At 56.7% G+C, this 25,030-nt stretch carries 21 protein-coding genes and 1 tRNA gene; 8 read left to right on the top strand and 14 right to left on the bottom strand.

Features of this window, described 5'->3' with window-relative positions:
• Positions 1 to 70: 70 nt before the first annotated feature.
• Together PH256_RS04195 and PH256_RS04190 are read left to right on the top strand one after the other, a co-directional pair.
• Entirely contained in the window at positions 71 to 745 is a 675-nt protein-coding gene (locus tag PH256_RS04195; protein WP_270913116.1) for a DUF421 domain-containing protein, read from the top strand.
• Complete coding sequence (locus PH256_RS04190) at positions 742 to 1,110, top strand: DUF4363 family protein (protein ID WP_270913115.1); 369 nt, start codon at positions 742 to 744, stop codon at positions 1,108 to 1,110. Before PH256_RS04195 ends, PH256_RS04190 begins: the two co-directional genes overlap by 4 nt.
• Here the strand turns inward: PH256_RS04190 and nrdR are convergent.
• The 4 genes from nrdR to PH256_RS04170 all read right to left on the bottom strand — a co-directional run bounded on the left by nrdR (position 1,090) and on the right by PH256_RS04170 (position 4,436).
• The gene (gene nrdR, locus PH256_RS04185; protein WP_270913114.1) at positions 1,090 to 1,563 is read right to left on the bottom strand and encodes a transcriptional regulator NrdR; all 474 of its coding nucleotides are present in this window, start codon (positions 1,561 to 1,563) and stop codon (positions 1,090 to 1,092) included. The genes PH256_RS04190 and nrdR overlap by 21 nt on opposite strands.
• A 104-nt stretch (positions 1,564 to 1,667) precedes the next feature.
• On the bottom strand, positions 1,668 to 2,939 hold the full coding sequence (locus tag PH256_RS04180; protein WP_270913113.1) for an aminotransferase class I/II-fold pyridoxal phosphate-dependent enzyme: 1,272 nt from the start codon (positions 2,937 to 2,939) through the stop codon (positions 1,668 to 1,670).
• A gap of 229 nt (positions 2,940 to 3,168) precedes the next feature.
• On the bottom strand, positions 3,169 to 4,083 hold the full coding sequence (locus PH256_RS04175; RefSeq protein ID WP_270913240.1) for an AI-2E family transporter: 915 nt from the start codon (positions 4,081 to 4,083) through the stop codon (positions 3,169 to 3,171).
• 265 nt (positions 4,084 to 4,348) lie between these two features.
• Positions 4,349 to 4,436, bottom strand: a tRNA-Leu gene (locus tag PH256_RS04170).
• A 188-nt stretch (positions 4,437 to 4,624) separates the two neighbouring features.
• Here PH256_RS04170 and PH256_RS04165 point away from each other — a divergent pair.
• Positions 4,625 to 6,685, top strand: coding sequence for a DUF6311 domain-containing protein (locus PH256_RS04165; protein WP_270913112.1), 2,061 nt, complete (start codon positions 4,625 to 4,627; stop codon positions 6,683 to 6,685).
• Positions 6,682 to 7,632 carry an RluA family pseudouridine synthase gene (locus tag PH256_RS04160; protein ID WP_270913111.1) on the top strand — a complete coding sequence of 317 codons (951 nt, stop codon included), beginning with the start codon at positions 6,682 to 6,684 and terminating at the stop codon, positions 7,630 to 7,632. Before PH256_RS04165 ends, PH256_RS04160 begins: the two co-directional genes overlap by 4 nt.
• A 64-nt stretch (positions 7,633 to 7,696) precedes the next feature.
• Here PH256_RS04160 and PH256_RS04155 read toward each other — a convergent pair whose 3' ends face one another.
• The 9 genes from PH256_RS04155 to PH256_RS04115 all read right to left on the bottom strand — a co-directional run bounded on the left by PH256_RS04155 (position 7,697) and on the right by PH256_RS04115 (position 19,296).
• Positions 7,697 to 8,290 (bottom strand): toprim domain-containing protein, encoded by a 594-nt coding sequence (locus tag PH256_RS04155; RefSeq protein WP_270913110.1) that lies wholly within the window; start codon positions 8,288 to 8,290, stop codon positions 7,697 to 7,699.
• Positions 8,287 to 9,315: a DNA polymerase III subunit delta gene (holA, locus tag PH256_RS04150; protein WP_270913109.1), complete on the bottom strand. Its 1,029-nt coding sequence runs from the start codon at positions 9,313 to 9,315 to the stop codon at positions 8,287 to 8,289. Before holA ends, PH256_RS04155 begins: the two co-directional genes overlap by 4 nt.
• Positions 9,302 to 11,389, bottom strand: coding sequence for a ComEC/Rec2 family competence protein (locus PH256_RS04145; protein WP_270913108.1), 2,088 nt, complete (start codon positions 11,387 to 11,389; stop codon positions 9,302 to 9,304). Before PH256_RS04145 ends, holA begins: the two co-directional genes overlap by 14 nt.
• Before the next feature lie 13 nt (positions 11,390 to 11,402).
• Complete coding sequence (locus tag PH256_RS04140; protein WP_270913107.1) at positions 11,403 to 11,942, bottom strand: phosphoribosyltransferase family protein; 540 nt, start codon at positions 11,940 to 11,942, stop codon at positions 11,403 to 11,405.
• 49 nt (positions 11,943 to 11,991) lie between these two features.
• Positions 11,992 to 12,330 (bottom strand): histidine triad nucleotide-binding protein, encoded by a 339-nt coding sequence (locus PH256_RS04135; RefSeq protein ID WP_087184378.1) that lies wholly within the window; start codon positions 12,328 to 12,330, stop codon positions 11,992 to 11,994.
• Between the two features lie 96 nt (positions 12,331 to 12,426).
• Positions 12,427 to 15,096, bottom strand: coding sequence for an alanine--tRNA ligase (gene alaS / locus PH256_RS04130; RefSeq protein ID WP_270913106.1), 2,670 nt, complete (start codon positions 15,094 to 15,096; stop codon positions 12,427 to 12,429).
• Between the two features lie 354 nt (positions 15,097 to 15,450).
• A complete protein-coding gene (locus PH256_RS04125) occupies positions 15,451 to 17,127 on the bottom strand; it encodes a peptidoglycan D,D-transpeptidase FtsI family protein (protein WP_270913105.1) in 1,677 nt (558 codons plus the stop codon).
• 172 nt (positions 17,128 to 17,299) lie between these two features.
• Positions 17,300 to 18,934 (bottom strand): chaperonin GroEL, encoded by a 1,635-nt coding sequence (gene groL / locus PH256_RS04120; protein WP_087184381.1) that lies wholly within the window; start codon positions 18,932 to 18,934, stop codon positions 17,300 to 17,302.
• A 74-nt stretch (positions 18,935 to 19,008) separates the two neighbouring features.
• The gene (locus tag PH256_RS04115; protein WP_058963032.1) at positions 19,009 to 19,296 is read right to left on the bottom strand and encodes a co-chaperone GroES; all 288 of its coding nucleotides are present in this window, start codon (positions 19,294 to 19,296) and stop codon (positions 19,009 to 19,011) included.
• Between the two features lie 384 nt (positions 19,297 to 19,680).
• Here PH256_RS04115 and PH256_RS04110 point away from each other — a divergent pair, with 384 nt between their 5' ends.
• The 4 genes from PH256_RS04110 to PH256_RS04095 all read left to right on the top strand — a co-directional run bounded on the left by PH256_RS04110 (position 19,681) and on the right by PH256_RS04095 (position 23,978).
• On the top strand, positions 19,681 to 20,367 hold the full coding sequence (locus PH256_RS04110) for a response regulator transcription factor (RefSeq protein ID WP_270913104.1): 687 nt from the start codon (positions 19,681 to 19,683) through the stop codon (positions 20,365 to 20,367).
• Between the two features lie 7 nt (positions 20,368 to 20,374).
• Complete coding sequence (locus PH256_RS04105) at positions 20,375 to 21,412, top strand: sensor histidine kinase (RefSeq protein ID WP_270913103.1); 1,038 nt, start codon at positions 20,375 to 20,377, stop codon at positions 21,410 to 21,412.
• Between the two features lie 71 nt (positions 21,413 to 21,483).
• Positions 21,484 to 22,167, top strand: a complete 684-nt coding sequence (locus PH256_RS04100) for an ABC transporter ATP-binding protein (protein WP_087184384.1) — start codon at positions 21,484 to 21,486, stop codon at positions 22,165 to 22,167.
• Positions 22,164 to 23,978, top strand: a complete 1,815-nt coding sequence (locus PH256_RS04095) for an ABC transporter permease (RefSeq protein WP_270913102.1) — start codon at positions 22,164 to 22,166, stop codon at positions 23,976 to 23,978. The genes PH256_RS04100 and PH256_RS04095 overlap by 4 nt, the downstream gene beginning before the upstream one ends.
• A 64-nt stretch (positions 23,979 to 24,042) precedes the next feature.
• Here the strand turns inward: PH256_RS04095 and PH256_RS04090 are convergent, their stop codons facing one another.
• Positions 24,043 to 25,014, bottom strand: a complete 972-nt coding sequence (locus PH256_RS04090) for a diacylglycerol/lipid kinase family protein (RefSeq protein ID WP_270913101.1) — start codon at positions 25,012 to 25,014, stop codon at positions 24,043 to 24,045.
• Positions 25,015 to 25,030 lie beyond the last annotated feature (16 nt).

Here is a 25,030-nt window from a genome sequence, read left to right as displayed (position 1 = left end):
GCCATTAGTATGCCCGGAAAACCGGCGCGTCAAACCTGCAAACGACTTTTGAGAGAAAGGCGGACCGGATATGTTGATTCTTATGCTGCGCACATTGCTGGTCTATCTGCTCATTCTGCTGGCCATGCGGCTGATGGGAAAACGTCAGTTGGGCGAACTGCAGCCCGCCGAGCTTGTTTCTACAATTCTGATTTCCAACCTTGCTTCTATCTCCATTGAATCACCGGAACTGCCGCTCACTGCAAGCCTTGTGCCGGTATTTCTGATCGCGGCACTGGAGCTGCTGCTGTCCGGGCTGTGCTTCTGCTGGCCTGGGGCGGCAAGACTGTTGTTTGGCTCCCCTGTTACCGTGATTCGCAACGGAAAAATCTGCCGCGATACCCTTCGGACATTGCGGTTTGGAACCGGGGATTTGTTGGAAGCGCTGCGCGGCAAAGAAGTGTTTGATCCGGCTCAGGTGCGATGGGCTGTGGTGGAAACGAATGGCAGCATCAGCATCTGCACGATGGACGAAGAGGAACCGTTTATTCCGGTCATTGCAGACGGACAGCTGCTGAAAGATGCATTGCGGCTGTGCGGAAAGGACTGCCAATGGCTTTCGCAGGTTCTGAGAAAGGAAAGCTGCTCCCAGGCACAGGTCATGCTGCTTCTGGCGCGCGCAGACGGTAAATATCAATTGATCAAAAAAGAAAACAGCCCCTCACCGCAAAAGCGGAACAAGGGGCTGTGGGAAGGACATTTATGAGGCGGGTACGCGTAGCCGCAGTAATTCTGGCGGCGTTGATTCTGCTCACACTGACCGGCCGGCGCCTGGTGTCCGATTCGCTGAATGCACTTGAAGCCGGACTTACCCAGGTGGAAAGTCTGTGTGCCGGTGGGGCATATCAGGCTGCCAAACAGCAGATCAGCAATATGACACAGACCTACCAGAAAAAGCAGGCTGTTTTGGCACTGTTTATTCGCCGGGACAAGCTCAATGAGCTGGAAACCGCGTTGTACGGTCTGAATGCCTATGTGCATCCGGACTACCGGCAGGACCTCTTCTGCGAGATCGGAAAGCTGAAGGCACAGCTGAACGGCATGCGCCGGTTATTCTTCGGACTGCCCTGAGCGCTTACTGAGCATCTCTTTCAGCTCATTCATAAAGGTGTTCAGGTCGGAGAACTGACGGTAAACCGACGCAAAACGCACATAGGCGACCTCATCGATTTTTTTCAGCTCTTCCATTGCCAGCTCGCCGATGTGGATGGAAGTGACCTCACGTTCATAGCTGTTCAGAAGGGACTGCTCGATGTTATCCACCGCGCGTTCCAGCATTTCATAGCTGACCGGGCGCTTTTCGCAGGCGCGCAGCATACCACCCAGAAGCTTCTGGCGGTCGAACACCTGGCGGGAACGGTCTTTTTTAATGACCATCAAAGGTACGGTTTCCACGATCTCATAGGTGGTAAACCGCTTGCCGCAGCGCAGGCATTCCCGGCGGCGGCGAATCTTTTCACCGTCCTCCGTGGGGCGGGAATCAATCACCTTGGATTCCAGTTCGCCGCAGTAAGGGCACTTCATATGGGGTCCTCCTTTGATGACGGCCGGGCTGCATTCGTTCCCTTGCCGCAGTTTAAGATTCCGTTATTATAACACAGATGCGCCTGCTGTTGCAATCCGGTTTTTCAAGCCTGCAGCAGCTTTTCCAGGCAGGCCAGACGAACGCTGACGCAGAGCAGCTGACTCGCCTGCTCCAGCTCAGCCACCGTGGGATACGAGGGGGCGATGCGCAGGTGGTGGTCCTGCGGGTCGTTGCCGTAGGGATAGGCGGAGCCTGCCGGGGTAAGCACTACACCGGCCTCCTTGCACAGCTGAACCACACGCTTGGCACAGCCGTCCATCACATACAGGCTGATAAAATATCCGCCCTTGGGATCGGTCCAGCGGGCAATGGAGCCACAGGGAGACAGCTGCTGAGCAAACGCCTTTTTGATGAGCTCAAATTTAGGCTCCAGGATTGCCCGGTGCTTTTTCATGTGTTCCAGTACACCCGCCTTATTCTTCAAAAAGCTTACATGGCGCATCTGGTTCATCTTGTCAAAGCTGATGGCCATGGGAGCCATCTGGGCAAGAATATGCCGGATGTTGGCTTCGCTGGCAGCCAGCGCTGCAACGCCCGCACCCGGGAAAGTCACCTTGCTGGTGGAGCATACCAGCAGGGGCCGGTCCTGGGTGCCGTACTTTTTGCACTCGGCCAGAATACCGGGAACCGAGCACAGTTCATCGGTGAGGTGATGTACACAGTAGGCGTCGTCCCAGATGATCTTGAAATCCGGCGCGCCGGTTTTCATGCTGGCCAGGCGACGTACGGTCTCGGCGCTGTAGATATAGCCGTCCGGGTTGGAGTACAGAGGCACGCACCAGATGCCTTTTACACTGGGATCGGCAGCAAGCTGCTCCACCAGGTTCATGTCGGGGCCATCCTCATGCATCGGCACCGGAATCATCTCGAAGCCGAAATACTCGGTAATGGCAAAATGCCGGTCGTAGCCGGGCACCGGGCACAAAAATTTCAGCTTTTCTTCCGTGCGCCAAGGATGGTCGCTGTCTGCAAAGCCGACCCGCCAGCCCATGTCAATCATATAGTACATCAGTGTGAGAGAGGAATTGCCGCCCACGATGACCTCGTTCTCCTCCACGCCCATCAGTTCAGCAAAAAAGCGGCGGGCCTGGGGCATGCCTGCCAGCAGGCCGTAGTTACGGGAGTCCTCACCGTTTTCTCCGATGTATTGATTCTGGCTGAGCAGCCCGTTGGACAGCTCCAGCTGTTCGGTGCAGGGCTTGCCGCGGGACATATCCAGCTTCAGTCCCTTTGCCTGGTAGTCCCGATACTGTGCCAGGACTGCCTGGTATTCCTCCTGCAGTTCCTGTTTGGTCATGCTCTGGTATTCTTTCATTGCAAACGCTCCTCTTTTGCAGCTTCCCAGCGGCGCACCCGGCGCAATTCTGCACCCGGCACGGGGTGGAATGACTCCTGATTTTCGAACTTATTATAGTATAAATCCGGGCTGCGCACAACCCGAAACCGGAAGTTTTATCCGGGAAAACGCCTCTGAGCGATAAGACACTTTTATTTTTGCAGAGAGACACAAACGCCGGGGCAAGCTCTTCCTTGCCCCGGCATTATCATGAATGAAAATTTGATTTTTCCCGTTCGGCAGTTGCTTCCTTCAGCAGCGCATAGGCGGCCGATGCCGCCGAGACGCCCAGCAGCATACCGATGGGACCGCCCAGGTTCCCGCCAATGGTAACTGCCGCCAGAACCCATATGGCGGGCAGATTGATTTTAGAGCCAACCACCTTGGGATAGATCATATTTCCCTCGATTTGCTGCAAAATCAGCAGAAACACCACAAACACAAACGCTTTGAACGGGTTAACGGTCAATATCATAATGGCCCCCACGATTGTGCCGATGAAAGCGCCCACAATCGGAATGAGAGCAGTAACACCGACCAGCGCCCCGATCATCGGCGCGTAGGGAATGCGTAGAATCAGCATTCCGATCATGCACAGCGTTCCCAGAATGATGGCTTCTGTGGCCTGACCGGCAATGAACAGACGGAAGGTTCTGCTGCAAACAGAGGCCACATGGATCAGAGAGTCGCCGAACTTTCTCGGCAGCCATGCATGCAGCACCCTACTTGCCTGGCGTTTCAAGCGCTCTTTCCCCGAAAGAATGTAAATTGCAAAAATCAGGCCGATCGAAAACGAGATTACGCCTCCGGCCAGCGAACCTGCTGCACCCACTACCTGATTTACCAGAGCGCCGCTCCGGGCCTTGACCCATTCCTCCATCTGAGTTTTCAGTCCGAGCCAATCAATATCGATTCGTTCAAGATATTGCCCGGCAGTGGTATTGGCCAGCGCGGAATCAGTTTCCATCTGAGCCAGCTGCTCCAGTCCACCGCCGGTGATCTGAACAATAAGTTTTACCGCTTTTACTACCTCAGGCACAACCAGCACGGTTACACCGAGGAAAATGCCAAACACCAGAATGAGTGCCAGGCAGATTGCCAGCGGTCTGGCCCTATTCCGCAGCCGCGGTTTCGTACGCAGATAGCGCTCAAAAAAAGCTCATTGGCACATTAAAAATCAGAGCGAGAATCACACCGATCAACAGCGGCTTCACCAGATCAAGCAGCTGCAGAACAACTGATACAATACTGCTTATATGGCGGAAACCAAAAGTCATTCAATACATCGCGGAACACATAAGTAAAGCTCCCTGCCGGAAAGAACGACAGGGAGCTTTTGATTGTTTTGATACAAAAAAGGCCGAAGCAAAGCGAACTTTGCTTCGGCTTGGTGCCGCTGACCGGGATCGAACCGGTACGCCTTATTAGGGCGAGGGATTTTAAGTCCCTTGCGTCTGCCAGTTCCGCCACAGCGGCAAGCCTAATTATAATACATCAAATATGCCAATTTGTCAACGTTTTCCCCGTGAATGGTTCGGGGAACAAAACAAGGGAATTGTAGGATGACGAGCAATCGTTTATAATAAACAGAGCAACCACACCCGCGCAACTTCTGACCTGTGCCGGGCTTTTGCGCGAACGGAAAGGACGTGGCTTTGATTCAGATGCCTAGTTGTGAAAAAATCGAACGCCGGAAGCTGTTTATTCTGGGCTGCCTGCTGGGGGCGGCAGTCTTCTTTTTGCTTTACGGCTTTGCCCCACTGGATATGACCAATGACGCATGGCTGCGCGGTGGATATATCGAAGCGGATATCCAGCAGCATTACGCAGGCTGGCTGTTTTACCGGCAGTCGGAGCTGTCGCTGCCCTTTTGCTTTTCCGAGCAGATCAACTGGCCCTTTGGCTTGAGCGTGGCCTTCACCGACTCCATTCCCCTGTTTGCGGCGCTGTTCCGCCTGCTGGAGCCGCTGCTGCCTGCCACGTTTCAGTATTTCGGGCTGTTCACTCTGCTCTGCTTTGTGCTGCAGGGTGGCTTTGCCTGCCTGCTGGTAGGCTTGTTTACCCGCCGTCTGCCCGCCGTGCTGCTGGGCGCGGTGCCCTTTGTGTTCAGCCCCATTCTGCTGGAGCGGGCGTTCCGCCATACCGCGCTTGCCGCACAGTTCTTGATACTGGCCGCACTGTACTACTACATCCGCGGCCGCAGAGAGAAACGTTTCTTCTACCCCGGATTATTCCTTGTAAACTGTGTGACGCTGGCAATCCATCCGTACTTTGCCCCCATGACCTACGCGCTCACCTTTGCACTGCTGGCGGAGCATGCGGTATTCCAGAAACAGATTGCGAAACCGGCCGCACTGCTGGCGGCTAACCTGGGCTGCACTGCCCTGGTGGGCTGGTTGTTCGGTCTGTTCAGCGGTGGGTCTTCCTCCGGCGGAAGCGGCGTACAGTATGGGCATTTTTGCATGAACCTGAACGCGCTTTGGAACCCGGTCAGCCGAGGCATGGACCGTTGGAGTCTGTTCCTTCCCGCACAGAACCAGACACTGGGCAACTACGACGGTTTTAATTACCTGGGCCTTGGCATGCTCCTGTGCAGTGTGGCAGTGGTGCTGGCAATGCTGCGCTGGCGCCGGGATGGGCTGCTGGAGCGGCTGAAAAAACGTTTCGGACTGCTGTTCGTTGTGGCCTGCCTGACAGTGTTCGCGGTCAGCAATGTGATCACCGCCAATGGAGCCATACTCGCTCGCCTGCCTCTGCCCGGCTTTGTTGTTCAGCTGGCAACCACCCTGCGTTCCAGCGGGCGGCTGTTCTGGCCGGTATATTACCTGATCTTCCTGTGCTGCGTGGCCGGACTGATTCGGCTGACACAGTACCGAAAACAGTGGGTACAAACCGCTGTAATCGGTGCGCTTTGTCTGGTGCAGTTGGTGGACCTGAGCCCGGCATTGCTGGAGAAAGCCCGCTCCTTCCGGCCCTATTCCGACGCGGGTTTTAACCTGCTGAACCAGGAGGACAGCAGCCTTGCCGCTTTGCTTAATGCAACAGAAGGCAAATATCAGCATCTGGTGGCGCTGGACCCGCTGAAAACCAGCGGCCTGAGTCTGGCGCTGTATACCGCCGATGCGGGAATGACCAGCAGCGATACCTCTTTCACCGCTCGCTATGATGAGGCCCAGGCTCAGCAGCGGCGGGAAGAGTTTCTGCAGGCCATCACCAGCGGCGAGCTGCCTGCGGACAGCATCTTTTTCACCGAACAGGAGGAGACCTTCCTGAGCGTGGCGCAGACAGCTCAGGAGCAAGGTGCTTGGTGTGGGGTGCTGTACCAGCAAACCGCTGATGGCGATCGAACCCCGCTGATTTATGTGATTGCCCCCGGTCTGGAGGAATTTTCTCATCCGCTGGCTCAGGAGTTCAGCGAGGATTACCCGCTGCACCTGGCGGATTATTCCGACGATTTCTGGGATCACGGTATTTTAAGTCTGAACCTGGAAAGCATCGGCCGGCAGGAGGACGCGAACAAGGTGATTCTCTTCTATGATACCCCCTTTGCCCGACAGAAGCTGGAGGGTGCAACTGCTCTTTCCGACGGGGAGGGCGGCGTTTATCCCATTCTTGAAGTAAGTGATCAGGATGCCGGATGGCTGATGGTCACCCTGGAAATTGACGATGCACACCGGCTGTACCGTGAAGATGGCCTGTGCAAGGATCTGGAGGCCCTTTCATGAAGATCATTCCCGTGAAAAGTCTTACCCCGGTAAGGCTGGACAAATACCTCACCGAGCAATTCCCTGCCCTGACCTTCGGCAAGCTGAACAAGGCGCTGCGGGAGAATAAGATCAAGCTGAACGGAAAAAAGCAGCCCCTCTCCACCCGGGTGCAGACCGGTGACGAGATTCGACTGTTTCTGCCGGACGATCAGCTGACTCCGATGGAGGCGAAAGGTCCTGCGTTTCTGCGCGCCCGCTTTGCCGCAAAGCCGGTTTATGAGGACGAGCACATCCTGCTGGTGGATAAGCCCGCCGGTCTGCCGGTCATCCACGACACCGAGCCGGATACCCTGATTCACCGGGCCATGCTGTATCTGCATCAGAAGCACGGTTGGGAGCCGAGCAAAGGTCCTGCACCTGCCCTGTGTCACCGGCTGGACACCGGCACCAGCGGTCTGGTGCTGATTGCCAAGGACCCGCAGACCGAGCAGCTGCTTACCAGCCTGATCCGGGAGCGGGCAATCCGCAAGGAATATCTCTGTGTGACCTTCGGACGGCCCCGGCCGGAGCAGGCCACCCTGGGCGGATACCTGACCAAGGACGCGGGAAAGGGTTTGGTGCGGGTGAGTGAACACCCCACGCCCGGCGGCAAGGAAATTGAGACTCGCTACAAAACGTTGGCGGTCAGCGGCCGTCTTGCTCTGCTGCAGGTGGAGCTGATTACCGGTCGAACCCATCAGATCCGGGCGCATCTGGCCAGCATTGGTTGCCCCATTCTGGGCGACAGCAAATACGGCAACAATGCTGCTAACCGGGAACTGAAGCTGAAATACCAGGCTCTTTGTGCCTGGCAGCTCACCTTCCCCACCCTGACCGATCCGCTGCTGCAGGGTGTGAGCGGACGCAGCTTTCAGGCGGAAAAGCCCTGGTGGCACCAGCAGCTGCTGGAAGGTAAACTGAAATAAAACAAAAAGGTCCGAGACCGTGAACAGAGCAAATCGCTCTTCGCACGGCCTCGGGCCTTTTTGATTACTCTTCAGTCTGCTCGGCCAGCGCCTGGGCTTCCTCGTAGGTATAAAGCTGATTGAGCACCTGGCAAAGTGCCTTCTTGGAAAGGCGGGGCGGCAGGCCCAACCTGCGCAGAAACGCAAAACGCTGCTCCTGACTGCCTGCGGTGCCGGAAAGCCCCCACTGGTACAGATCGGTATAGGTGATGGCCCGGCCGCTGCGGGCAGCGGTTTCGCTGGCGCCCGCGTCCAGCAGCGCCTTTTTCAGCGCCTCAGGCGGCAGACCCTCCACACCCAGCAGGCCTTCTTTCCCAGGAACCGCTTTGCGGGACTCCTTGCCCGGAATAGCGGGTACATAGGCCTGCCGTACGTACTCCTGTCCAATCAGGTTGGACAAGAAGTTCCGGATGCGGAAGCCTGCCGCGTCCGGGTCAGTGAGCAGAATCACGCCCCTCTGGCGGCCCAGCTCTTTAAGCAGGGCCTGGGTTTGTTTGTCCTTGTAGATGGCGAAGCCGTCGGTGGTGAGGATCAGACCATCCACAACCGCACTGAGTGCGGCCGCATCGTATCGGCCCTCCACCACAATCACCTGCTGAATACGAAGCTTTTCGTTCATCGGCTCACCCCCGCAGCTGCCAGACGGCAAAGTGTGGTTTGCAGCAAAACAGCACTGTCCACCGGGGAGCCCTTCAGCCCCTGATCCAGCTCCAGCAGAATCTCCAGGCATTGCTCCAGCTGAGGTAAGGTGTACCGGGCAGCGGTTTCAGCGGACTTTTTCAGCCGGTAATCGCTGCCCTTATAACCCAGATCCTTGTGCACCTGACTGTAGCTCTTCTTGATGGAAAGGCCAGCCTTGACCCGGTACAGGTCCACATAGCTGCCGATCATGGCGGCAGTGATGGCGATGGGATCGTTCTGCAGCCGAAGCAGTGTGTTCAGCTTTTCGCAGGCCTTGGCGGCGTTTTTACCGGTAATCAGGCGGACCATATCAAAGACATCCGCCTCCAGATTCTGCGTGCTCATCTCCACAATCAGACCCGGGGTGATCTCGGTATAGCCACTGGCGGCGGCCAATTTGTCCACTTCATTTTCCAGCAGAAACAGGTCCTGTCCGCAGCGCTCCAGCAGAAGGCCCGCCGCGCTTTCGCTCATGACGGTGTCCATGCTCTGCGCCCGCTGTCGCAGCATGAGACGAAGCTCCTGCACCCCGGGATGGGCTACCTCGGCAGCGTAGCCCAGTTCCTCACAAGTCTCGATCAGCTTTTTGGCCTGCTTGGGCAGCTTCAGCTTGCCCCGTTCCTCACTGAAGACGCTGTGAATAACAAACACCGCATTTTCGGTGCTGGCCAGCACATCGCAGAATTCAGCCATATCCTTTTCCGAATAGGCCGAAGGCTGCAGCATAGGCAGCTCTACGATCCGGCGGGTACCGAAAAACGAGATGGTGCCCGCCGCCATAACCAGTTCCTCCACCGTGGGGGCGGGACCGTCCAGCCGTGTGCTTTCTCCATCCTCCTGCAGCAGGGCGGCCGCTGTTTTTTCTGCGGCCGACCGGGCCAGGAACGGATCGGAAGAATAATAATAGAAAACCGGCACGCCCTTTTTCAGCGCAGCCTGCTGTTTTTGTTCAGAATGCAGCATTGGTTACCCCCTCGAATGTGATTGCCCTGCCGGGGCGAATGTACACGGTGCCGCCCAGAGGCGCATAGCGCCAATGAACTCCCGTTTTACCGGAATGCCAGTCATAGACTTTGGCGGTAAGTACCTGCACCGGTTCCACCAGTCCCGGATTGGAGGAGCCTGCCAGCAGCAGGTCCGTTTGCAAAGGCGTACCTGCTTCCAGCTGGCCGGTGATCATTGCCACACGGTAGCCCTCAATCTCCATAAGAGCCAGATTGGCACCACTCTGATTGACCAGTGAAAGTCTTATCCCGTAAAAACTCTCGGTCCATTGTTCGTTTTCCGGGAGCTCTTCTGCGGAAAGCTGTCTTCCGGAAACATTCAGGCTCCCTGAATTCTGGCGCAGGTCCACCCAGAGTTCCGCCCCGTCCAAGCCCTGCGCTTCCAGCGCCGATTGTGCCTGCTGACGGTTGCTTTCTCCGCCCCGAAACAGCACCATTGCATGCTGCTGTACTGTTATCACCGCGCAGGGATTGGATGTACTCCCTACCAGACGGATTGTGATCACGTCCCGTCCCAGATGGTTGAAAAGCCCGAAGGACGCCACCAGCCCTACGCACAGAACCGGAAGCGCCCAGCGAAGGCGCCGCTTTTTCCAGGCATACCAAAGAGCCGCCCCGCAGACAAGCACAGCAAACACCGTGAATGCCTTGGGCAGCACCAGCTGCGCAGCCGGAAGCGACGAAGTGTAAAACACAATGGAGTTCTGCAGCTTTACCAGAAGTGCCGCCAGAAGCATCACTGCGCGGGTGATGTGGTACAAGGCCGGAACAAGTCCGGTCACCGCACAGATCAGGCCCAGACAGACAATAGGCCCAACCAGGGGCATTACCAGCAAGTTGGTCAGTACGGAAACGCCGCTGACCGAAAGGCCGTGCAGCAGTTGGAGCGGCAGCGTAAATACTGCTGCCAGAAGCGGAACCAACAGCACCGTACATCCTTGCCGTATCCGACAGCGCCAGGGATGTTCCTCCTGTTCACTCAGCCGCATGGGCGGAAAGAGGCGGGCGGCACAGAGTACGCCGAGCGTGGCCGCGAAGGAAAGCTGAAGCCCAAGATCGCACACCGCATAGCAATTTTGCAGCGAGAGCAGCACCGCAGCAACTCCCAGTGAGGTAAAGGAGTCGGCCGGCTGGAGAAACAGCGCACCGGCGTAAAAAATCAGCGCACCAATTCCGGCACGGGTTACTGACGGTGTGAAGCCTACCAGAGCCATCATGCCCACCACCAAAACCATAGCAGCCAGTGCTTTCTGACGCCGGAATCGGCCGCTGCAGGGGCGATTGCCCAGAAATGCGCCGCACAAAAGCGTCAGGTGAAGGCCGGATACCACCAGCAGATGCGAAACACCTGCTGCGCGATAGGCATCGGTGATCTCATCGGTCAGGCGGCTTTTATCCCCCACTGCCATAGCGGCGAGCACACTGCCCAGCTCCGGTGCGAGATAGCGGCGGCAATTGCGGGCAAGGGTTTCCTGCAGTTGACGCAGGACAAAGCGTGGCGCCCGGCTCTGCCCTTCCAGTGTCACATCCTCTGCGGTTGTCGCTTGCAGCAACACGCCGTCCGCCAGATTGCCGTAGTAGTATTCGTCCTCTTCCAAAAGTTCCACAGAAAAGGTCCCGCGAAGCAGATCGGCTCGTTCGCATTCCGGCATTGCCACCGCCGAAATGCGAAACCGTTTCCAGACGGGAAGCGATTTGCCGTTCAGCTCCAGCACGGTGAACTCACCGCGTACCGTCCCATCCTGAAAGCCGGGGTCCACCTGTTCGGCCAGCACGACTGCTTCCACCTCTTGCCCTGCAAGCGCAAAGGCAGGGGCTACTACTGTGTCGTACATCAACGAGTGAAGGAAAATCGCAGTCAGCCCCACCAGTGGAAGAAGAAAACTGTAGTTGCGTTTTCCCAGTGCAAGTGCGCACCAGAATACGCATACAAAAACTGCCGCGAGCAGCCCAAGGGCTGCAGGCGGCAGATACACAGCGATGAGTTTGGCGGAAAACCAAACAAAACAGCAAGCTGCCAGTACCCGTCTCATTCGTGCGCGGGGATCAATGGGTGAACAGAGGCAGTTTTTCCAGGAAAATGATATCGGTGCGGTCGGCAGCGTCACCTTCTGCCAGTGCTGCCGCACGGCCCACAACCGTACCAGTACTCTTTTCCACCAGGGTCTCCAGCGCATGCAGGGAGCCGCCGGTGCTGATCACATCATCCACGATCAGAATCCGCTTGCCATCCATGGCTTCCAGATCCTTATGGTCGATTACCAGCTTCTGGCGGGCGCTGGTGGTGATGGACTGATCCTCCACAACCACCGGATTCTGCATGTAAAGCTTTTCGCCTTTACGCGCAGGAATATACAATTTTCCGCTCTGGCGGCTCATCTCATAGGCCAGAGGAATGCCCTTTGCCTCGGCAGTAACGATCACATCGAACTCCGGGCACTTCTCAAGCAGCGCTTTGGCGCAGGCAACGGTCAGCTCCACATCGCTGAACATAATGAACGCGGCGATGGAAAGATGCTCGTTAATGGCACAGATGGGCAGCTCCCGGGTCAGGCCCGCCACATGCAGGGTATAGGTCTCGCTCATAATCAGATATCTCCTTTTTCTCGGTCAAACAGCACTAAACGGCCGCGCATCAGCCCGGAGGCCAGGCAAGGCTGCGCTTCGCCAGCACATGAAAGTGCAAATGCTTTACACTCTGACCGCCGTCCTCACCCACATTGGTTACCACACGATAGCCGTTGTCGCAGCCCAGCTCCTTGCACAGGCGGGCGATGGTGGCAAATACATGGGCCAGCAGCTCGCCATCCTGCTCGCCGAGTGCGGCAGCGGAATCCACATGCTGCTTGGGAATCACCAGAAAGTGAACCGGCGCCTGGGGATCAATGTCATAGAACGCAAGGATCTTGTCGTCCTCGAACAGCTTATTCGAGGGAATCTGTCCCTGGGCGATCTTGCAGAACAAGCAATCCATTAAAACATCTCCTTTCCAGAATTCAACAATGCTGCAAAACAGGCTGCGAACACCGGGAGAGCTTTCCCGGTGTTCGCAGTGAATAACAGAATGAAATCAGCCTTCCAGAACGTTCTTCACAATACCGGCTACGGCATTCAGTGCCTCGTCGATCTTGTTCTCATCCTTCAGACCGGCCATGGCGAAATCAGGCTTGCCGCCGCCGTTACCGCCGGCGATGGCAGCGATCTGCTTAACCAGAACACCAGCCTTCAGGCCCGCATCCAGAGCACCCTTGCCGCAGGCAACTGCCAGGGTGATCTTGCCATCGGTGGAGCCCACCAGAGCAGCCACGGTGTTGGGAGCCTTATCGCGCACCTTTTCCGCCATGCTGCGCAGCGCCTCAGGAGCGGTACCGGAGAAGTACGCGGTCAGGATCTTGATGCCGTTCACGTCCTCGGCAGCCTCAAACAGGCCGTCGATCTTGCTGGCAGCAGCAGCAGCCTTGGCAGCATCCAGCTCCTTGCTCAGAGCCTTCACCTCGCTGGCCACAGCCACAGCGCGCAGGGGCAGATCCTTCATGTTGTTGACCTTCAGCGCATCGGCAACCTTGTGCAGCATCTCGGTGCGCTCGTCCAGCAGGTTCAGCACGCCGTAGCCGGTGGTGCCTTCGATACGGCGGATACCGGCGGCTACGCTGGACTCGCTGAGAATCTTGAAGCAGCCCAGCTGAGCGGTGTTCTTCACATGAGTACCGCCGCAGAACTCGGTGGACCAGCCGTTCACGTCCACAACGCGAACCACGTCGCCGTACTTCTCGCCGAACAGGGCCATGGCACCCATCTTCTTGGCCTCAGCGATGGGCAGGTTCTGGATGTTCACGTCCAGAGCCTCGAAGATTTTCTGGTTCACGATGTGCTCCACCAGAGCCAGCTCTTCGGGAGTCACAGCGCTGAAATGAGTGAAGTCGAAGCGCACGCGCTCGTCGTCCTCATAGGAACCGGCCTGATGCACGTGGCTGCCCAGCACCTCGCGCAGAGCCTTCTGCAGCAGGTGAGCACTGGTGTGGTTACGGGCAATGGACATCCGGCGGCCCTTGGACACAGCGGCAGTTACGCTGTCGCCCACCTTTACGGTGCCCTCCATCAGGGTGCAGGTGTGCACGAAGTAGCCCTTACCGGTCTTCTTCACATCCTTCACTTCCAGACGGGCACCATCAGTGGTCACGATGGAACCGGTGTCGGCCACCTGTCCGCCGCTCTCCGCGTAGAAGGGAGTCTGATCCAGAACAACCAGAACGCCTTCCTTGGCGCCCTCGTCGGTGGAGATGGCATCCTCCAGCTCTTCACCATCGGACAGAGCCATAACCTGGCCCTTGTCCTCCAACTTCTCGTAGCCGGTGAACACGGTGGCAGGTACGGTCAGCTCACTGAACAGATCGGAATCCCATCCGGAGATGCCACGGGACAGACGGTCCTTGCGGGCCTTCTCCTTCTGCTTCTTCATCTCGGAGTGGAAGTTCTCCTCATCCACGGTGATGCCAGCTTCAGCGGCGATCTCGCGAGTCAGATCCAGGGGGAAACCGAAGGTATCATTCAGCTTGAAGGCATCGATACCGGAGAGAATCTTCTCCTTGCCGGCCACAGCAGCCTTGGTGATGTTGTCGATCAGACCGTTCAGGATGGTCATGCCCTGGTCGATAGTCTTGTAGAAGCGCTCTTCCTCGGTGCCGATAACCTTCTTGATGTAGTCAGCATGCTCTTCCAGCTCGGGATAACCGGCCTTGTTCTCGCGGATTACAGTGTCCACCAGCTCGGTCAGGAAGGGGCGGGTGATGCCCAGCATCCGGCCATGACGGGCGGCGCGGCGCAGCAGGCGGCGCAGCACGTAGCCGCGGCCCTCGTTGGAGGGCATAATGCCGTCGCTCACCATGAAGGTGGTGGAACGGATGTGGTCGGTGATCACACGGATGGAGATGTCGGTCTTGGCATCCTCACCGTAGGTCTTGCCGCTGATCTTCTCCACATGGTTCAGGATGGCGCGAACGGTGTCAACCTCGAACAGGTTGCCCACGCCCTGCATCACACAGGCCAGACGCTCCAGGCCCATGCCGGTATCAATGTTGGGGCGCTCCAGGCGGGTGTAGTTGCCCTTGCCGTCGGAGTCGAACTGGCTGAACACCAGGTTCCATACCTCCATGTAGCGGTCGCAGTCGCAGCCAACCTTGCAGTCGGGCTTGCCGCAGCCATGCTCGGGGCCGCGGTCAAAGTAGATCTCGCTGCAGGGGCCGCAGGGGCCGGAGCCGTGCTCCCAGAAGTTGTCTTCCTTGCCGAAACGGACCATGTGATCCTCAGCAATGCCGATGTCCTTGGTCCAGATGTCCCAGGCCTCGTCGTCATCTTCGTAAACCGAGATGTACAGCAGCTCGGCGGGGATCTCCAGCACCTTGGTCAGGAACTCCCAGGCCCAGGCAGTGGCTTCCTTCTTGAAGTAATCCTGGAAGCTGAAGTTGCCCAGCATCTCAAAGTAGGTGCCGTGACGGGCAGTGATACCAACGCGCTCGATATCCGGGGTACGGATGCACTTCTGGCAGGTGGTCACCCGATGGCAGGGGGGCTCTTCCTGGCCCAGGAACCATTTCTTCATGGGGGCCATGCCGCTGTTGATCAGCAGCAGGCTGTTGTCGTTTTTCGGCACCAGGGGGAAGCTGTCCAGCCGCAGGTGGCCCTTGCTCTCGAAAAACGAAAGATACTTTTCACGCAGTTCATTCAAACCGGTCCATTGCATCGTTCATAACTCCTCTACATGTGTTGTGTGCAAAACGCCTGATCGGATAATTGCCGAAGTGCCCCAGAAAAAAGAATAGCCCACGCCCCCAAACAGGGACGAAGGCTACAAAAATCTCCGTGGTACCACCCAGATTGCGGTTTTAAAACATCAAAACCGCCGCTTTTTGCGCGTTAACGCCGCGTTACGCCCGACTCATCGCCGGGGGCTCAAGGGTGGCATGCGGCGGAAAAACAAGCAGGAACCTTGCACCGAAACGGTTCCCTCTCTGAAGCTGTCTGCTCGCCATTGGCCCTATCACAGCCATTATCATGATCAATTACTTTAACAGTATAACGCGTACCGCTTTGATTGTCAACTGCTGGCCGCGGATTTTGCCTGCTCCTCTTCCAGCTTTTCCTGCTGTTCCAGGATCTGTGCCCGGGTCTCCTCACTTTGCAGCCAGAACAGCCCATCGCATACCTGTGCGAAAATAGCCGCGGAGCTCGTTTCCGGCTCGGGGGTGCCATCCTGCAGCACAACAATGGTGTAGATCGGATCTTCGGCGGGATAAAAGCCCGCAAACCAGTAGTTCATCTCTTCCCTGCCCTCTTGGTTGAACACAGCAGTCTGGGCGGTGCCGGTTTTGCCTGCGGCTGTGCCGTTTTGAGGGGCAGCCTGTGAACCGATGCCCTCGTTCACCACTCCGGCCAGCATGTCGCACAGGGTCTCGGCAGTGGATGCGCTCACCACCTGACGGGTATCCGGCTGATAAAGCTGCCGGACTGCCTCGCCGGTTGTCTCGTCGATCACCGCTTCCAGAAAGCTTGGGCTGCGGTAGACACCGCCGGCGGCAAGAGTATTGTATGCAGCGGCCAGCTGAACCGGAGCCGCCATCAGCTGACCCTGGCCAAAGCTGAAATTTGCCAGCTGGCCCAGATCTTCCAGCGTCTCCCCATCCGGTACCACACCCTCGGCACTTTTCAATCCGCCCGCCAGATAGACCGTTTGCCCGAAGCCAAACTGACGGGCAAGTTCCGCCACCCGGTTGCCGCCCAGCTGCATGCCCAGATCAATAAAAAAGCAGTTACAGCTCTTTTCCAGCGCCCCGCGAATACTCATCAAACCATGTGCGCGATCCAGGGCGCAGTGGTAGTCGTGGTCGTTGATGGTAATCACACCTTCGCACTCCATGCTGTACCAGCCGATGCCCCGCTCCAAGGCGGCGGCAGCCAGAACCGGCTTGAACACGGAACCCACATTATATTGGCAGAGCGCCCGGTTCAAAAACGGTGAGTCTTCATTTTGCAGGCTGCACTGAATGTTATCCGGGTCAAATTCCGGCATACTCACACTGGCGCGGACCTTTGCGGTAGCCACATCCAGCACCAGAATGCAGCCGGTGTCCATAGAAGCTTGCGCAATCGCTTCGCACACCCGCTGGGTGGCGGTATCCAGGGTAAGCATTACTCCCTGGCCTTCCGCTTGCTCCTCCAGAAGCTGCGGTTCGCTGCCTGCCAGCAATGAACCCTGCGCTGTGGTTACGCACTGAACCTCACGGGCAGACCGGCCGCTGGTGAGCAGCTCATCAAACGCCTGCTCCAAACCGGCCACACCGGTGCCGTCCCCATTCAGATAACCGATCAGATGCTCCGCCAGGGGAAGCGGACAATAACGGTTAGGCACCGAATAGGTATAAATCCCCTGATCGGTAAGATCCCGGTCCACCTGAATCAGAAAAGGAGCCAGTGCGTTTCGCTTTTCGTAAAGATAGGCCTGCTCGCTGTAGGGAACATATTGAAACAGCTCCGCATAGCTGCTTTCTCCCGGAATGGACAGTGCGTAATACTGTTGGCCATATCCGGTCATAGGCGTTCCGTTACAGTCGTACAAGTTGCCGCGGCTGTTTTCGAGAGTGAGCGTGGTCACCGTTTGTGCCTGCGCCGTTTGGGCATATTCCTGATTCTGTGCCAACAGATACAGCCTGCCCATGACCACCGAAAATGCAAGAAGCACAGCGCCGAACAGCGCGGCCAGACGTTTCTGTGTCATGCTATTCACCTCCCTTTTCAGTCTGGGCAGGCGGAGAGAGTGTCATACCATAGGGATGCCAAAAACGTACAGATTTGATCCGGATGGCATAAGGGGGATTGAGACGCAAAAAGGCCTGCATGCAAAACGCATGCAGGCCTTTGCTGTTTGGGTTATAGGGGTGTGATTTGGCTTAGTACATGCCGCCCATGCCGCCCATGTCGGGTGCAGCGGGAGCAGCAGCGGGCTGCTCGGGCTCATCGGCAACCAGGCTTTCGGTGGTCAGCACCATGGAAGCAACGCTGGCAGCATTCTCCAGAGCGGAACGGGTCACCTTGGTGGGATCAACGATACCAGCCTCGATCATGTCGCAGTACTGCTCCTTCTGAGCATCGAAGCCGTAGTTGGACTTGCCGGAGCTCAGGATCTTGTCGATGATAACGCTGCCCTCCAGACCGGCGTTCTGAGCGATCTGACGCAGAGGAGCTTCCAGAGCCTTCAGAACGATGCGGGCACCGGTGCGCTCGTCGCCTTCCAGCTCGTCGCATACCTTCTGAACAGCGGGGATAGCGTTGATGGCAGCAGTGCCGCCGCCAGCCACGATGCCCTCTTCCACGGCAGCCTTAGTGGCATTCAGAGCGTCCTCAATGCGCAGCTTCTTGTCCTTCATTTCCACTTCGGTGGCAGCACCCACGCGGATCACGGCAACACCGCCGGCCAGCTTGGCCAGACGCTCCTGCAGCTTCTCGCGGTCGAAATCGCTGGTGGAGCTTTCCATCTGAGCACGGATCTGGTTTACGCGCTCCTTGATCAGCTCCTTGGCGCCAGCGCCGTCCACGATGGTGGTGGTCTCCTTGGTGACCTTGACCTGACGGGCACGGCCCAGCATGTCAACGGTGGTCTCCTTCAGGTCGTAGCCCAGCTCTTCGCTGATAACCTGGCCGCCAGTCAGGATGGCGATATCCTGCAGCATCTCCTTGCGGCGGTCGCCAAAGCCGGGAGCCTTAACAGCCACGCAGGTGAAAGTGCCGCGCAGACGGTTCACGATCAGGGTGGACAGAGCCTCGCCCTCGATGTCCTCAGCAATGATAACCAGCTTCTTGCCGCTCTGCACGATCTGCTCCAGCAGAGGCAGCAGGTCCTGGATCACGCTGATCTTTTTGTCGGTGATCAGGATGTAGGCATCATCGATCACGGCCTCCATCTTCTCGGTGTCGGTCACCATGTAGGGGGTGATGTAGCCACGGTCGAACTGCATGCCTTCCACGACCTCGGAGTAGGTCTCGGCGGTCTTGCTCTCTTCGATGGTGATCACGCCATCGGCGGTTACCTTCTCCATAGCCTCGGCGATCAGCTCACCAACGGTGGCGTCGTCAGCGGAAACAGTGGCAACACGGGCGATGTCCTTGGAGCCGTCCACCTTCTTGCTGTTGGCAGCAAAAGCGGAAACAGCAGCCTTCACAGCCTTCTGCATGCCGCGCTTCACATCCATGGGGTTGGCGCCGGCGGCAACATTCTTCATACCCTCGTGTACCAGAGCCTGAGCCAGAACAGTGGCGGTGGTGGTGCCGTCGCCAGCGATGTCGTTGGTCTTGGTGGCAACTTCACGAACCAGCTGAGCGCCCATGTTCTCGAACACGTCCTTCAGCTCGATCTCCTTGGCGATGGTTACACCGTCATTGGTGATCACGGGGCTGCCGAACTTCTTGCCCAGCACCACGTTGCGTCCCTTGGGGCCCATGGTGATGCGGACGGTGTCAGCCAGGGTATCAATACCAGCGGAAAGGGCCTTGCGGGCAGCCTCGCCATGCAGAATTTGTTTTGCCATAATGAATCTCTCCTTTTATTGCAGGATGCGCAGCGCGCATTCGATCAGTCATTTGTGAAAAGCGGAAATGGAAGTTACTCCTCAACGATGGCCAGGATATCACTCTGACGAACGATGGTGCATTCCTCGCCGTCCACCTTTACTTCAGTGCCGGAGTACTTGCTGGTGAGGACCTTATCGCCTACCTTGACGATCATCTCCACTTCCTTACCGTCTACCATGCCGCCGGGGCCAACTGCCAGCACCTCGGCCACCTGGGGCTTCTCCTTGGCGGAACCGGCCAGGATGATGCCACTCTTAGTGGTTTCTTCAGCTTCAACGGTCTTGATCACAACGCGATCTGCAAGAGGCTTGATTTTCATGGAAGATATCCTCCTATTCAAAAATAAATTTAATGATAACAAAAATTTGTTTAGCACTCATTCTCCCCGAGTGCTAATGTATATTTTAGTCGCTCTTCCAGGAAAAATCAAGTGGATAAATAAAAAAATTTTTGTGAACAAACCATGATTTTTCCCTGCAAAATTCCATTATACCGTTCGGTACGCCCTTTTCACTGTGCTTCTCTTTCCTTTTTAGCAATACCTGCCTTTGCTTTGCTGATCTCTTTTTGATTAAGAACACTAAAACAGGAAAGCTGCGGGCCGTCCTTCCGGGCCAGCCGCAGGTTTGTATTCCATGGCAGGCCGCATTATAATAAGGGCATCCATCGCCGAAAGACAGGGCGGTAAAGTGAGGAAGAATCAATGAAGCAGATATTTTTTGTGGAAGACGACCGCAGCCCGATCAGTGGGCTGACCTTTGCACTGGAACGGCAGGGCTATGCGGTGCAGGTGGCCCGCACCTTCGCCGAAGCACAGAGTGGCTGGAGGGAAAGGCCCTATGATCTAATCATTCTGGACGTCGCCCTCCCGGATGGCTCCGGTTATGACCTGTGCCGGATAATCCGGCAGACCTCGCAGGTGCCGATCTTATTCCTGACCGCTGCGGACGAAGAGACCGACGTGATCATGGGGCTGGACATCGGCGGAGATGATTACATCACCAAACCCTTCAAGCTGGCCATCTTTCTCTCCCGGGTCAATGCCCTGCTTCGCAGGAGCAGGAGTGCTTGTGATCGCGGCACAGAAATTTCATCGCACGGGATCATCCTGCGCTTGCTGGAACGAAACGCTTATAAAAATGGTACACCGGTGGATCTGACCGCCGGGGAGTTCAAACTGCTGTGTCTGTTCATGCAAAACCCGGATACGGTGCTCTCACCGGAGCAGATTTTAGGCCGCCTGTGGGACCACGAAGGCGACTACATCGACAACAGCACCCTGACGGTTTATATCCGCAGGCTGCGTGCAAAAATTGAGGATGAGCCTGCGAATCCCCGGCGCATCGTAACCATTCGTGGTATGGGGTATAAATGGAGCAGTGCGGAGTGAGGCATTTATGAAAATTCTTTCGGATCGAAGAATCAAAACACTTTTTATACAGATCCTTGCCTGTGCCGCGGGATTTACGGCAGTGGCCGCACTCTTATTTTGGGCTATTCCGCAAAGTGCAGCGGGATGGATATGGTTTGCCGCCATCTGTATGACGGCATTGATTCTGTCTCTGCTCCTTCGCTATTTTCGCGTTGAGTGCCACACGATGGAGCAGGCGGTGCAGCGAATCGAGGACTATCTGGAGGGGGACCTATCCGCCCGTATCGAATGCGACGATGAGGGCGAACGGAACCGGCTGTTCCATGAGGTCAATTCCCTGGCGGCCATCCTGAATGCCCATGTGGAAAACCAGCAGCGTTCCCGTCAATTCCTGAAGGAATCCATTTCCGACATCTCCCATCAACTGAAAACCCCGCTGGCGGCTCTTTCCATTTACAATGGTATTCTGCAGCAGGAGCAGGAAGACCCGGAAGTGGTGCGCCAGTTTACCGCCCTTTCAGAGCAGGAGCTGAACCGGATCGAAACACTGGTGCAGAATCTGCTTAAGATTACAAAACTGGATGCCGGAACCGTTTTAATGGAAAAGTCGGAGCAGAATCTGACGGATTTGATGCAGGCGCTGGAACAGCGGTTTTCTGTTCAGGCAGAACAACAGGGCAAGCAGCTCCGCTTTTCGGGCGACGAATACGTGGTTCTCTTCTGTGATGCTCACTGGATGAGTGAGGCTTTGAGCAACCTGATCAAAAATGCACTGGATCACACACGGACAGGCGATTCCATTCAAATCGAGTGGCGCACCTTTGCGTCGGTGGTGCAGATCAGGGTGCGGGATACCGGTTGCGGGATTCATCCGGAAGACCTGCCCCACATTTTCAAGCGCTTCTACCGCAGCCGCTTTTCCAAGGATACGCAGGGCGTGGGGCTCGGCCTGGCGCTGGCCAAATCCATTGTTGAGGCGCACGGCGGAACCATTGAGGTGGACAGTCAACCTGGTTACGGCACGGTGTTCACTATAAATTTTTTGATTCCTACAAAATTGTAGGCCGTATGTCATGGAGCAGTAGGGTTCCCATGGTACTCTTTTTCCATGCCAAATGAAAGAGAGGGACCAAAATGGATTTGTTGTATGTGGACCATGTTTCCAAAACCTACGGACAGGGTGAAACTGCTGTGCATGCTTTGAAAGAAGCGTGCTTTTCTGTTCCGAAAGGAGAGTTTGTGGCTATTGTAGGAGAATCCGGCTCCGGCAAAAGTACTCTGCTGAATCTGATCGGCGCACTGGATACCCCCACTGCGGGAAAGATTTTTCTGGACGGCAAGGATATTTTCTCCATGAAAGAACGCAACCTCACCGTCTTCCGACGCCGGAACATCGGGTTTATCTTTCAGAGCTTTCATCTGATTCCGGAATTGACGGTGGAACAGAACATCGTTTTTCCGGTGCTGCTGGATTATCAGAAGCCCAACCAAAAGCGGCTGGAAGAGCTGCTCGCTGTGCTGAATCTAAAAGACCGGCGGAATCATCTGCCCTGCCAGCTTTCCGGCGGTCAGCAACAACGGGTTGCCATCGGACGTGCGCTGATCACCCGGCCCGCCCTGATTCTGGCGGACGAACCTACCGGGAACCTGGACAGCCAGAACACCAGTGAAGTGATTGCCCTGCTCAAGAGGGCCTCCCGGCTGTATGAGCAGACTGTGGTTATGATTACTCACAGCCGGACCGTGGCACAATCGGCAGACCGTATCCTGCAGGTTTCCGACGGTGTGGTTACCGATTTCGGGAGGTGCCGGGAATGAAAAGCTATCTGAGCCTGATCCCGATCTCAGCAAAAGTGCACCGCCGCCAGAACCGTATGACACGTCTGTGCATTGTTTTTGCTGTGTTTATGGTGACCGCAATCTTCAGTATGGCCGAGATGGGCACGCGAATGGAGCAGGCGCGGCTGGCTGAAAAGCATGGTGCCTTTTCTCTGTGGGAGTTGTTCGGGAGCACCATGGGACAAACTCTTCTGCTTGCGGCGGCAGTGCTCTTTCTTCTGGTGCTGGTTGCCGGAGTTCTGATGATTTCCGGCAGCCTCCATAGCAGTGTGGTTCAAAGGACTCAGTTTTTCGGAATGATGCGGTGCATCGGTATGAGCAGGCAGCAGATTGCCCGATTTGTACGGCTGGAGGCGCTGAACTGGTGCGAAAGCGCCATTCCCGCGGGGCTGGTTCTGGGTATTGCAGTTTCCTGGGGATTATGCGCCATACTGCGCTTTTGGGTTGGAGAGGAGTTTTCCTCCATTCCCCTGTTTGGCATCAGCGGCATCGGCATTGTCAGCGGCATTCTGGTGGGCATCGTGACGGTACTGCTGGCGGCCCAGGCTCCTGCCCGCCGTGCAGCCAGTGTTTCCCCTGCCGCTGCTGTTTCAGCCGGCACGGAAAACCGGCCGCAAATTCATCACTCTTCCCGAACCGGTATTTTCCCCATTGAGATCACCCTTGGAATTCAGCAGGCAGCCGCTTCCAAAAAGAACCTGGCGTTGATCACCGGCTCGTTTGCGCTCAGCATCGTGCTGTTTCTGAGTTTTTCGGTTCTGATTGATTTTGTAGACCACCTGATGCCCCAATCTGCCGCAGCGGCAGACCTGGAGCTTTCCAGCCTTGACGGTGGCAATTCCATTGATTCCGCATTGACCAAAACACTGGAAAGCATGGATGGAGTCGAACGAGTTTATGGCAGGCGAAGCAGTTTTGCTCTGCCCGCCCGATGGGAGGATGGAAGCAATAGTCTTTCCGCCGTGGATCTGGTCGCATTTGATGCGTTTGATCTGAATGCACTGAAAAAAGACGGCTCGCTTCGCCGAGGCAGTGATCTTGCCCGGGTATGTGGTGACAGCAGCTTTGCTCTGGCAGCCTGGGACCCGGCTTGCGGCTGGAAAAATGGCGATGCCGTGATTCTGGGAACAGAACGCCTGGAAATTGCAGGGCTTCTGAAATACGATCCTTTTCGTTCCGATGGGTTGACCGGAGGGCAGCTTACCCTGATTGTTTCCGGGGAAACTTTTGCGCGTTTGACCGGCATAACCGATTATGCCCTGCTGATGATCCAAACTTCTTCGGATGTGCCGGACGAAACGCTGGATACTATTCGCCAGCTGGCGGAAGAAAACGGATGGGCTATGACTGATCGGCGAGAACAAAGCACCCGTGGAACCTATCTGGCCTTTACAGCTTGCGTGTATGGCTTTTTGAGCATTATTGCATTGGTTGCCGTTCTCAACATTGTCAACTGCATTTCTATGAGCGTGACCGCCAGAATCCGGCAATACGGTGCAATGCGGGCAGTGGGTATGGATGAGCGGCAGATTACCAGAATGATTACCGCCCAGGCATTCACCTATGCCCTGACCGGCTGTGCTGCAGGCTGTGCAGTCGGACTGCCGCTGAGCCGCTTGCTCTACGGCTTTCTGATTCTGGAGCACTTCCCTTATGCGGTATGGCAATTCCCGGCCGGACGTCTGACAGTGGTTTTTGTGTTCGTGCTGTTTGCAGCCGGAGCCGCCGTCTGGGCACCTGCCCGGCGGATTCAGCGGATGTCCGTAACCGAAACAGTCAACGAGCTGTAACAGCTTTTTACAAAGAAAAACGGCAGCGTGAAGGAGTGAATCCTGTCACGTTGCCGTTTTTGTTTTATCTGTTGAGGATAGTGTCTTTCCGCAATGCGGGAAGTTCTGTATTCAGGACAGAACGAGGCAGCACAATCTGCGCAGCAGCGGGAAGTACATGTGCCCGCAGACTGCTGTAAGGAGCGCACTCCCCGTCTCTCGTTACCACGATAGGACGGCCGTCCAGGGTGTCCAGCCGCAGGCTGCGCACCTTTCTGGCCAGAATAATATCACGATAGGCCGGAGCTACCTGGTCGCCCTGCATGTGCAGCCCTTTCTGGTAGTCACCGATCAGGCGGGCAATTTGAAGCCGGCTGATCTTCCGGACCAGCACAAGCTCCAGCAGGCCGTCGTTCATGCAGGCCTGCGGTGCAGCCATAAAGCCACCGCCGTAGGTGGAGCCGTTGCAGAGTGCCAGCATCAAAAAGTCGCCGGTAATGGTTTCGTCATCCGCGCAGATCCGCAGCCGGTGACCCAGAGGCCCGCTGACCGCCTGCAATATGGAGAGCTTATAGGCCATGGAGCCACCGCACAGCGGAATCCTTCGGAACTTCGGGATACCATAGGCAACCTGGGCGTCCAGACCGGCGGAGCAGATGGCGGCTGCCAGGCCCTGATCGGTCTCGATCAGATCCATGGAGACCGCCTCGCCCTGAATCAGGTTTTCCAGGTCCAGAAACGGCGCGCTGCCTCCGAAATTGCGCACAAAATCGTTGCCGCTGCCGCAGGGCACACAGGCTACCTGGGCATTTTTGCAGCCGTAGACGCCCTGCAGCACCTCATTCAGAGTGCCGTCACCTCCACAGGCATACAAGCGAACGGGCTCGCCTGCTGCTGCCTGCTGCTGTGCCAGCTCCACTCCGTGGCCAGGCCGCTCGGTCAGAAGGATCTCGTAGTCCACTCCCTGCCGGGCTGCCGCTTGAGTGATCTTGGGAACCAGTGACCCGCTGGCATCCGCTTTACCGGAAACGGGATTTACAATAAAAACATGCCGCAACGGCCATGCCCTCCTG

Origin of the sequence: Allofournierella sp. CML151 (assembly GCF_027853465.1) — a bacterium.
GTDB lineage: Bacteria > Bacillota > Clostridia > Oscillospirales > Ruminococcaceae > Allofournierella.
The sequence above is the reverse complement of the archived record's forward strand: the minus strand, read 5'-3'. Positions and strand labels throughout refer to the sequence as shown.

Coding starts and splice junctions, on each gene's coding strand:
- PH256_RS04195 (WP_270913116.1), top strand. CDS start 71: ATGTTGATTCTTATGCTGCGCACATTGCTGGTCTATCTGCTCATTCTG.
- PH256_RS04190 (WP_270913115.1), top strand. CDS start 742: ATGAGGCGGGTACGCGTAGCCGCAGTAATTCTGGCGGCGTTGATTCTG.
- nrdR (WP_270913114.1), bottom strand. CDS start 1,563: ATGAAGTGCCCTTACTGCGGCGAACTGGAATCCAAGGTGATTGATTCC.
- PH256_RS04180 (WP_270913113.1), bottom strand. CDS start 2,939: ATGAAAGAATACCAGAGCATGACCAAACAGGAACTGCAGGAGGAATAC.
- PH256_RS04165 (WP_270913112.1), top strand. CDS start 4,625: ATGCCTAGTTGTGAAAAAATCGAACGCCGGAAGCTGTTTATTCTGGGC.
- PH256_RS04160 (WP_270913111.1), top strand. CDS start 6,682: ATGAAGATCATTCCCGTGAAAAGTCTTACCCCGGTAAGGCTGGACAAA.
- PH256_RS04155 (WP_270913110.1), bottom strand. CDS start 8,290: ATGAACGAAAAGCTTCGTATTCAGCAGGTGATTGTGGTGGAGGGCCGA.
- holA (WP_270913109.1), bottom strand. CDS start 9,315: ATGCTGCATTCTGAACAAAAACAGCAGGCTGCGCTGAAAAAGGGCGTG.
- PH256_RS04145 (WP_270913108.1), bottom strand. CDS start 11,389: ATGAGACGGGTACTGGCAGCTTGCTGTTTTGTTTGGTTTTCCGCCAAA.
- PH256_RS04140 (WP_270913107.1), bottom strand. CDS start 11,942: ATGAGCGAGACCTATACCCTGCATGTGGCGGGCCTGACCCGGGAGCTG.
- PH256_RS04135 (WP_087184378.1), bottom strand. CDS start 12,330: ATGGATTGCTTGTTCTGCAAGATCGCCCAGGGACAGATTCCCTCGAAT.
- alaS (WP_270913106.1), bottom strand. CDS start 15,096: ATGCAATGGACCGGTTTGAATGAACTGCGTGAAAAGTATCTTTCGTTT.
- PH256_RS04125 (WP_270913105.1), bottom strand. CDS start 17,127: ATGACACAGAAACGTCTGGCCGCGCTGTTCGGCGCTGTGCTTCTTGCA.
- groL (WP_087184381.1), bottom strand. CDS start 18,934: ATGGCAAAACAAATTCTGCATGGCGAGGCTGCCCGCAAGGCCCTTTCC.
- PH256_RS04115 (WP_058963032.1), bottom strand. CDS start 19,296: ATGAAAATCAAGCCTCTTGCAGATCGCGTTGTGATCAAGACCGTTGAA.
- PH256_RS04110 (WP_270913104.1), top strand. CDS start 19,681: ATGAAGCAGATATTTTTTGTGGAAGACGACCGCAGCCCGATCAGTGGG.
- PH256_RS04105 (WP_270913103.1), top strand. CDS start 20,375: ATGAAAATTCTTTCGGATCGAAGAATCAAAACACTTTTTATACAGATC.
- PH256_RS04100 (WP_087184384.1), top strand. CDS start 21,484: ATGGATTTGTTGTATGTGGACCATGTTTCCAAAACCTACGGACAGGGT.
- PH256_RS04095 (WP_270913102.1), top strand. CDS start 22,164: ATGAAAAGCTATCTGAGCCTGATCCCGATCTCAGCAAAAGTGCACCGC.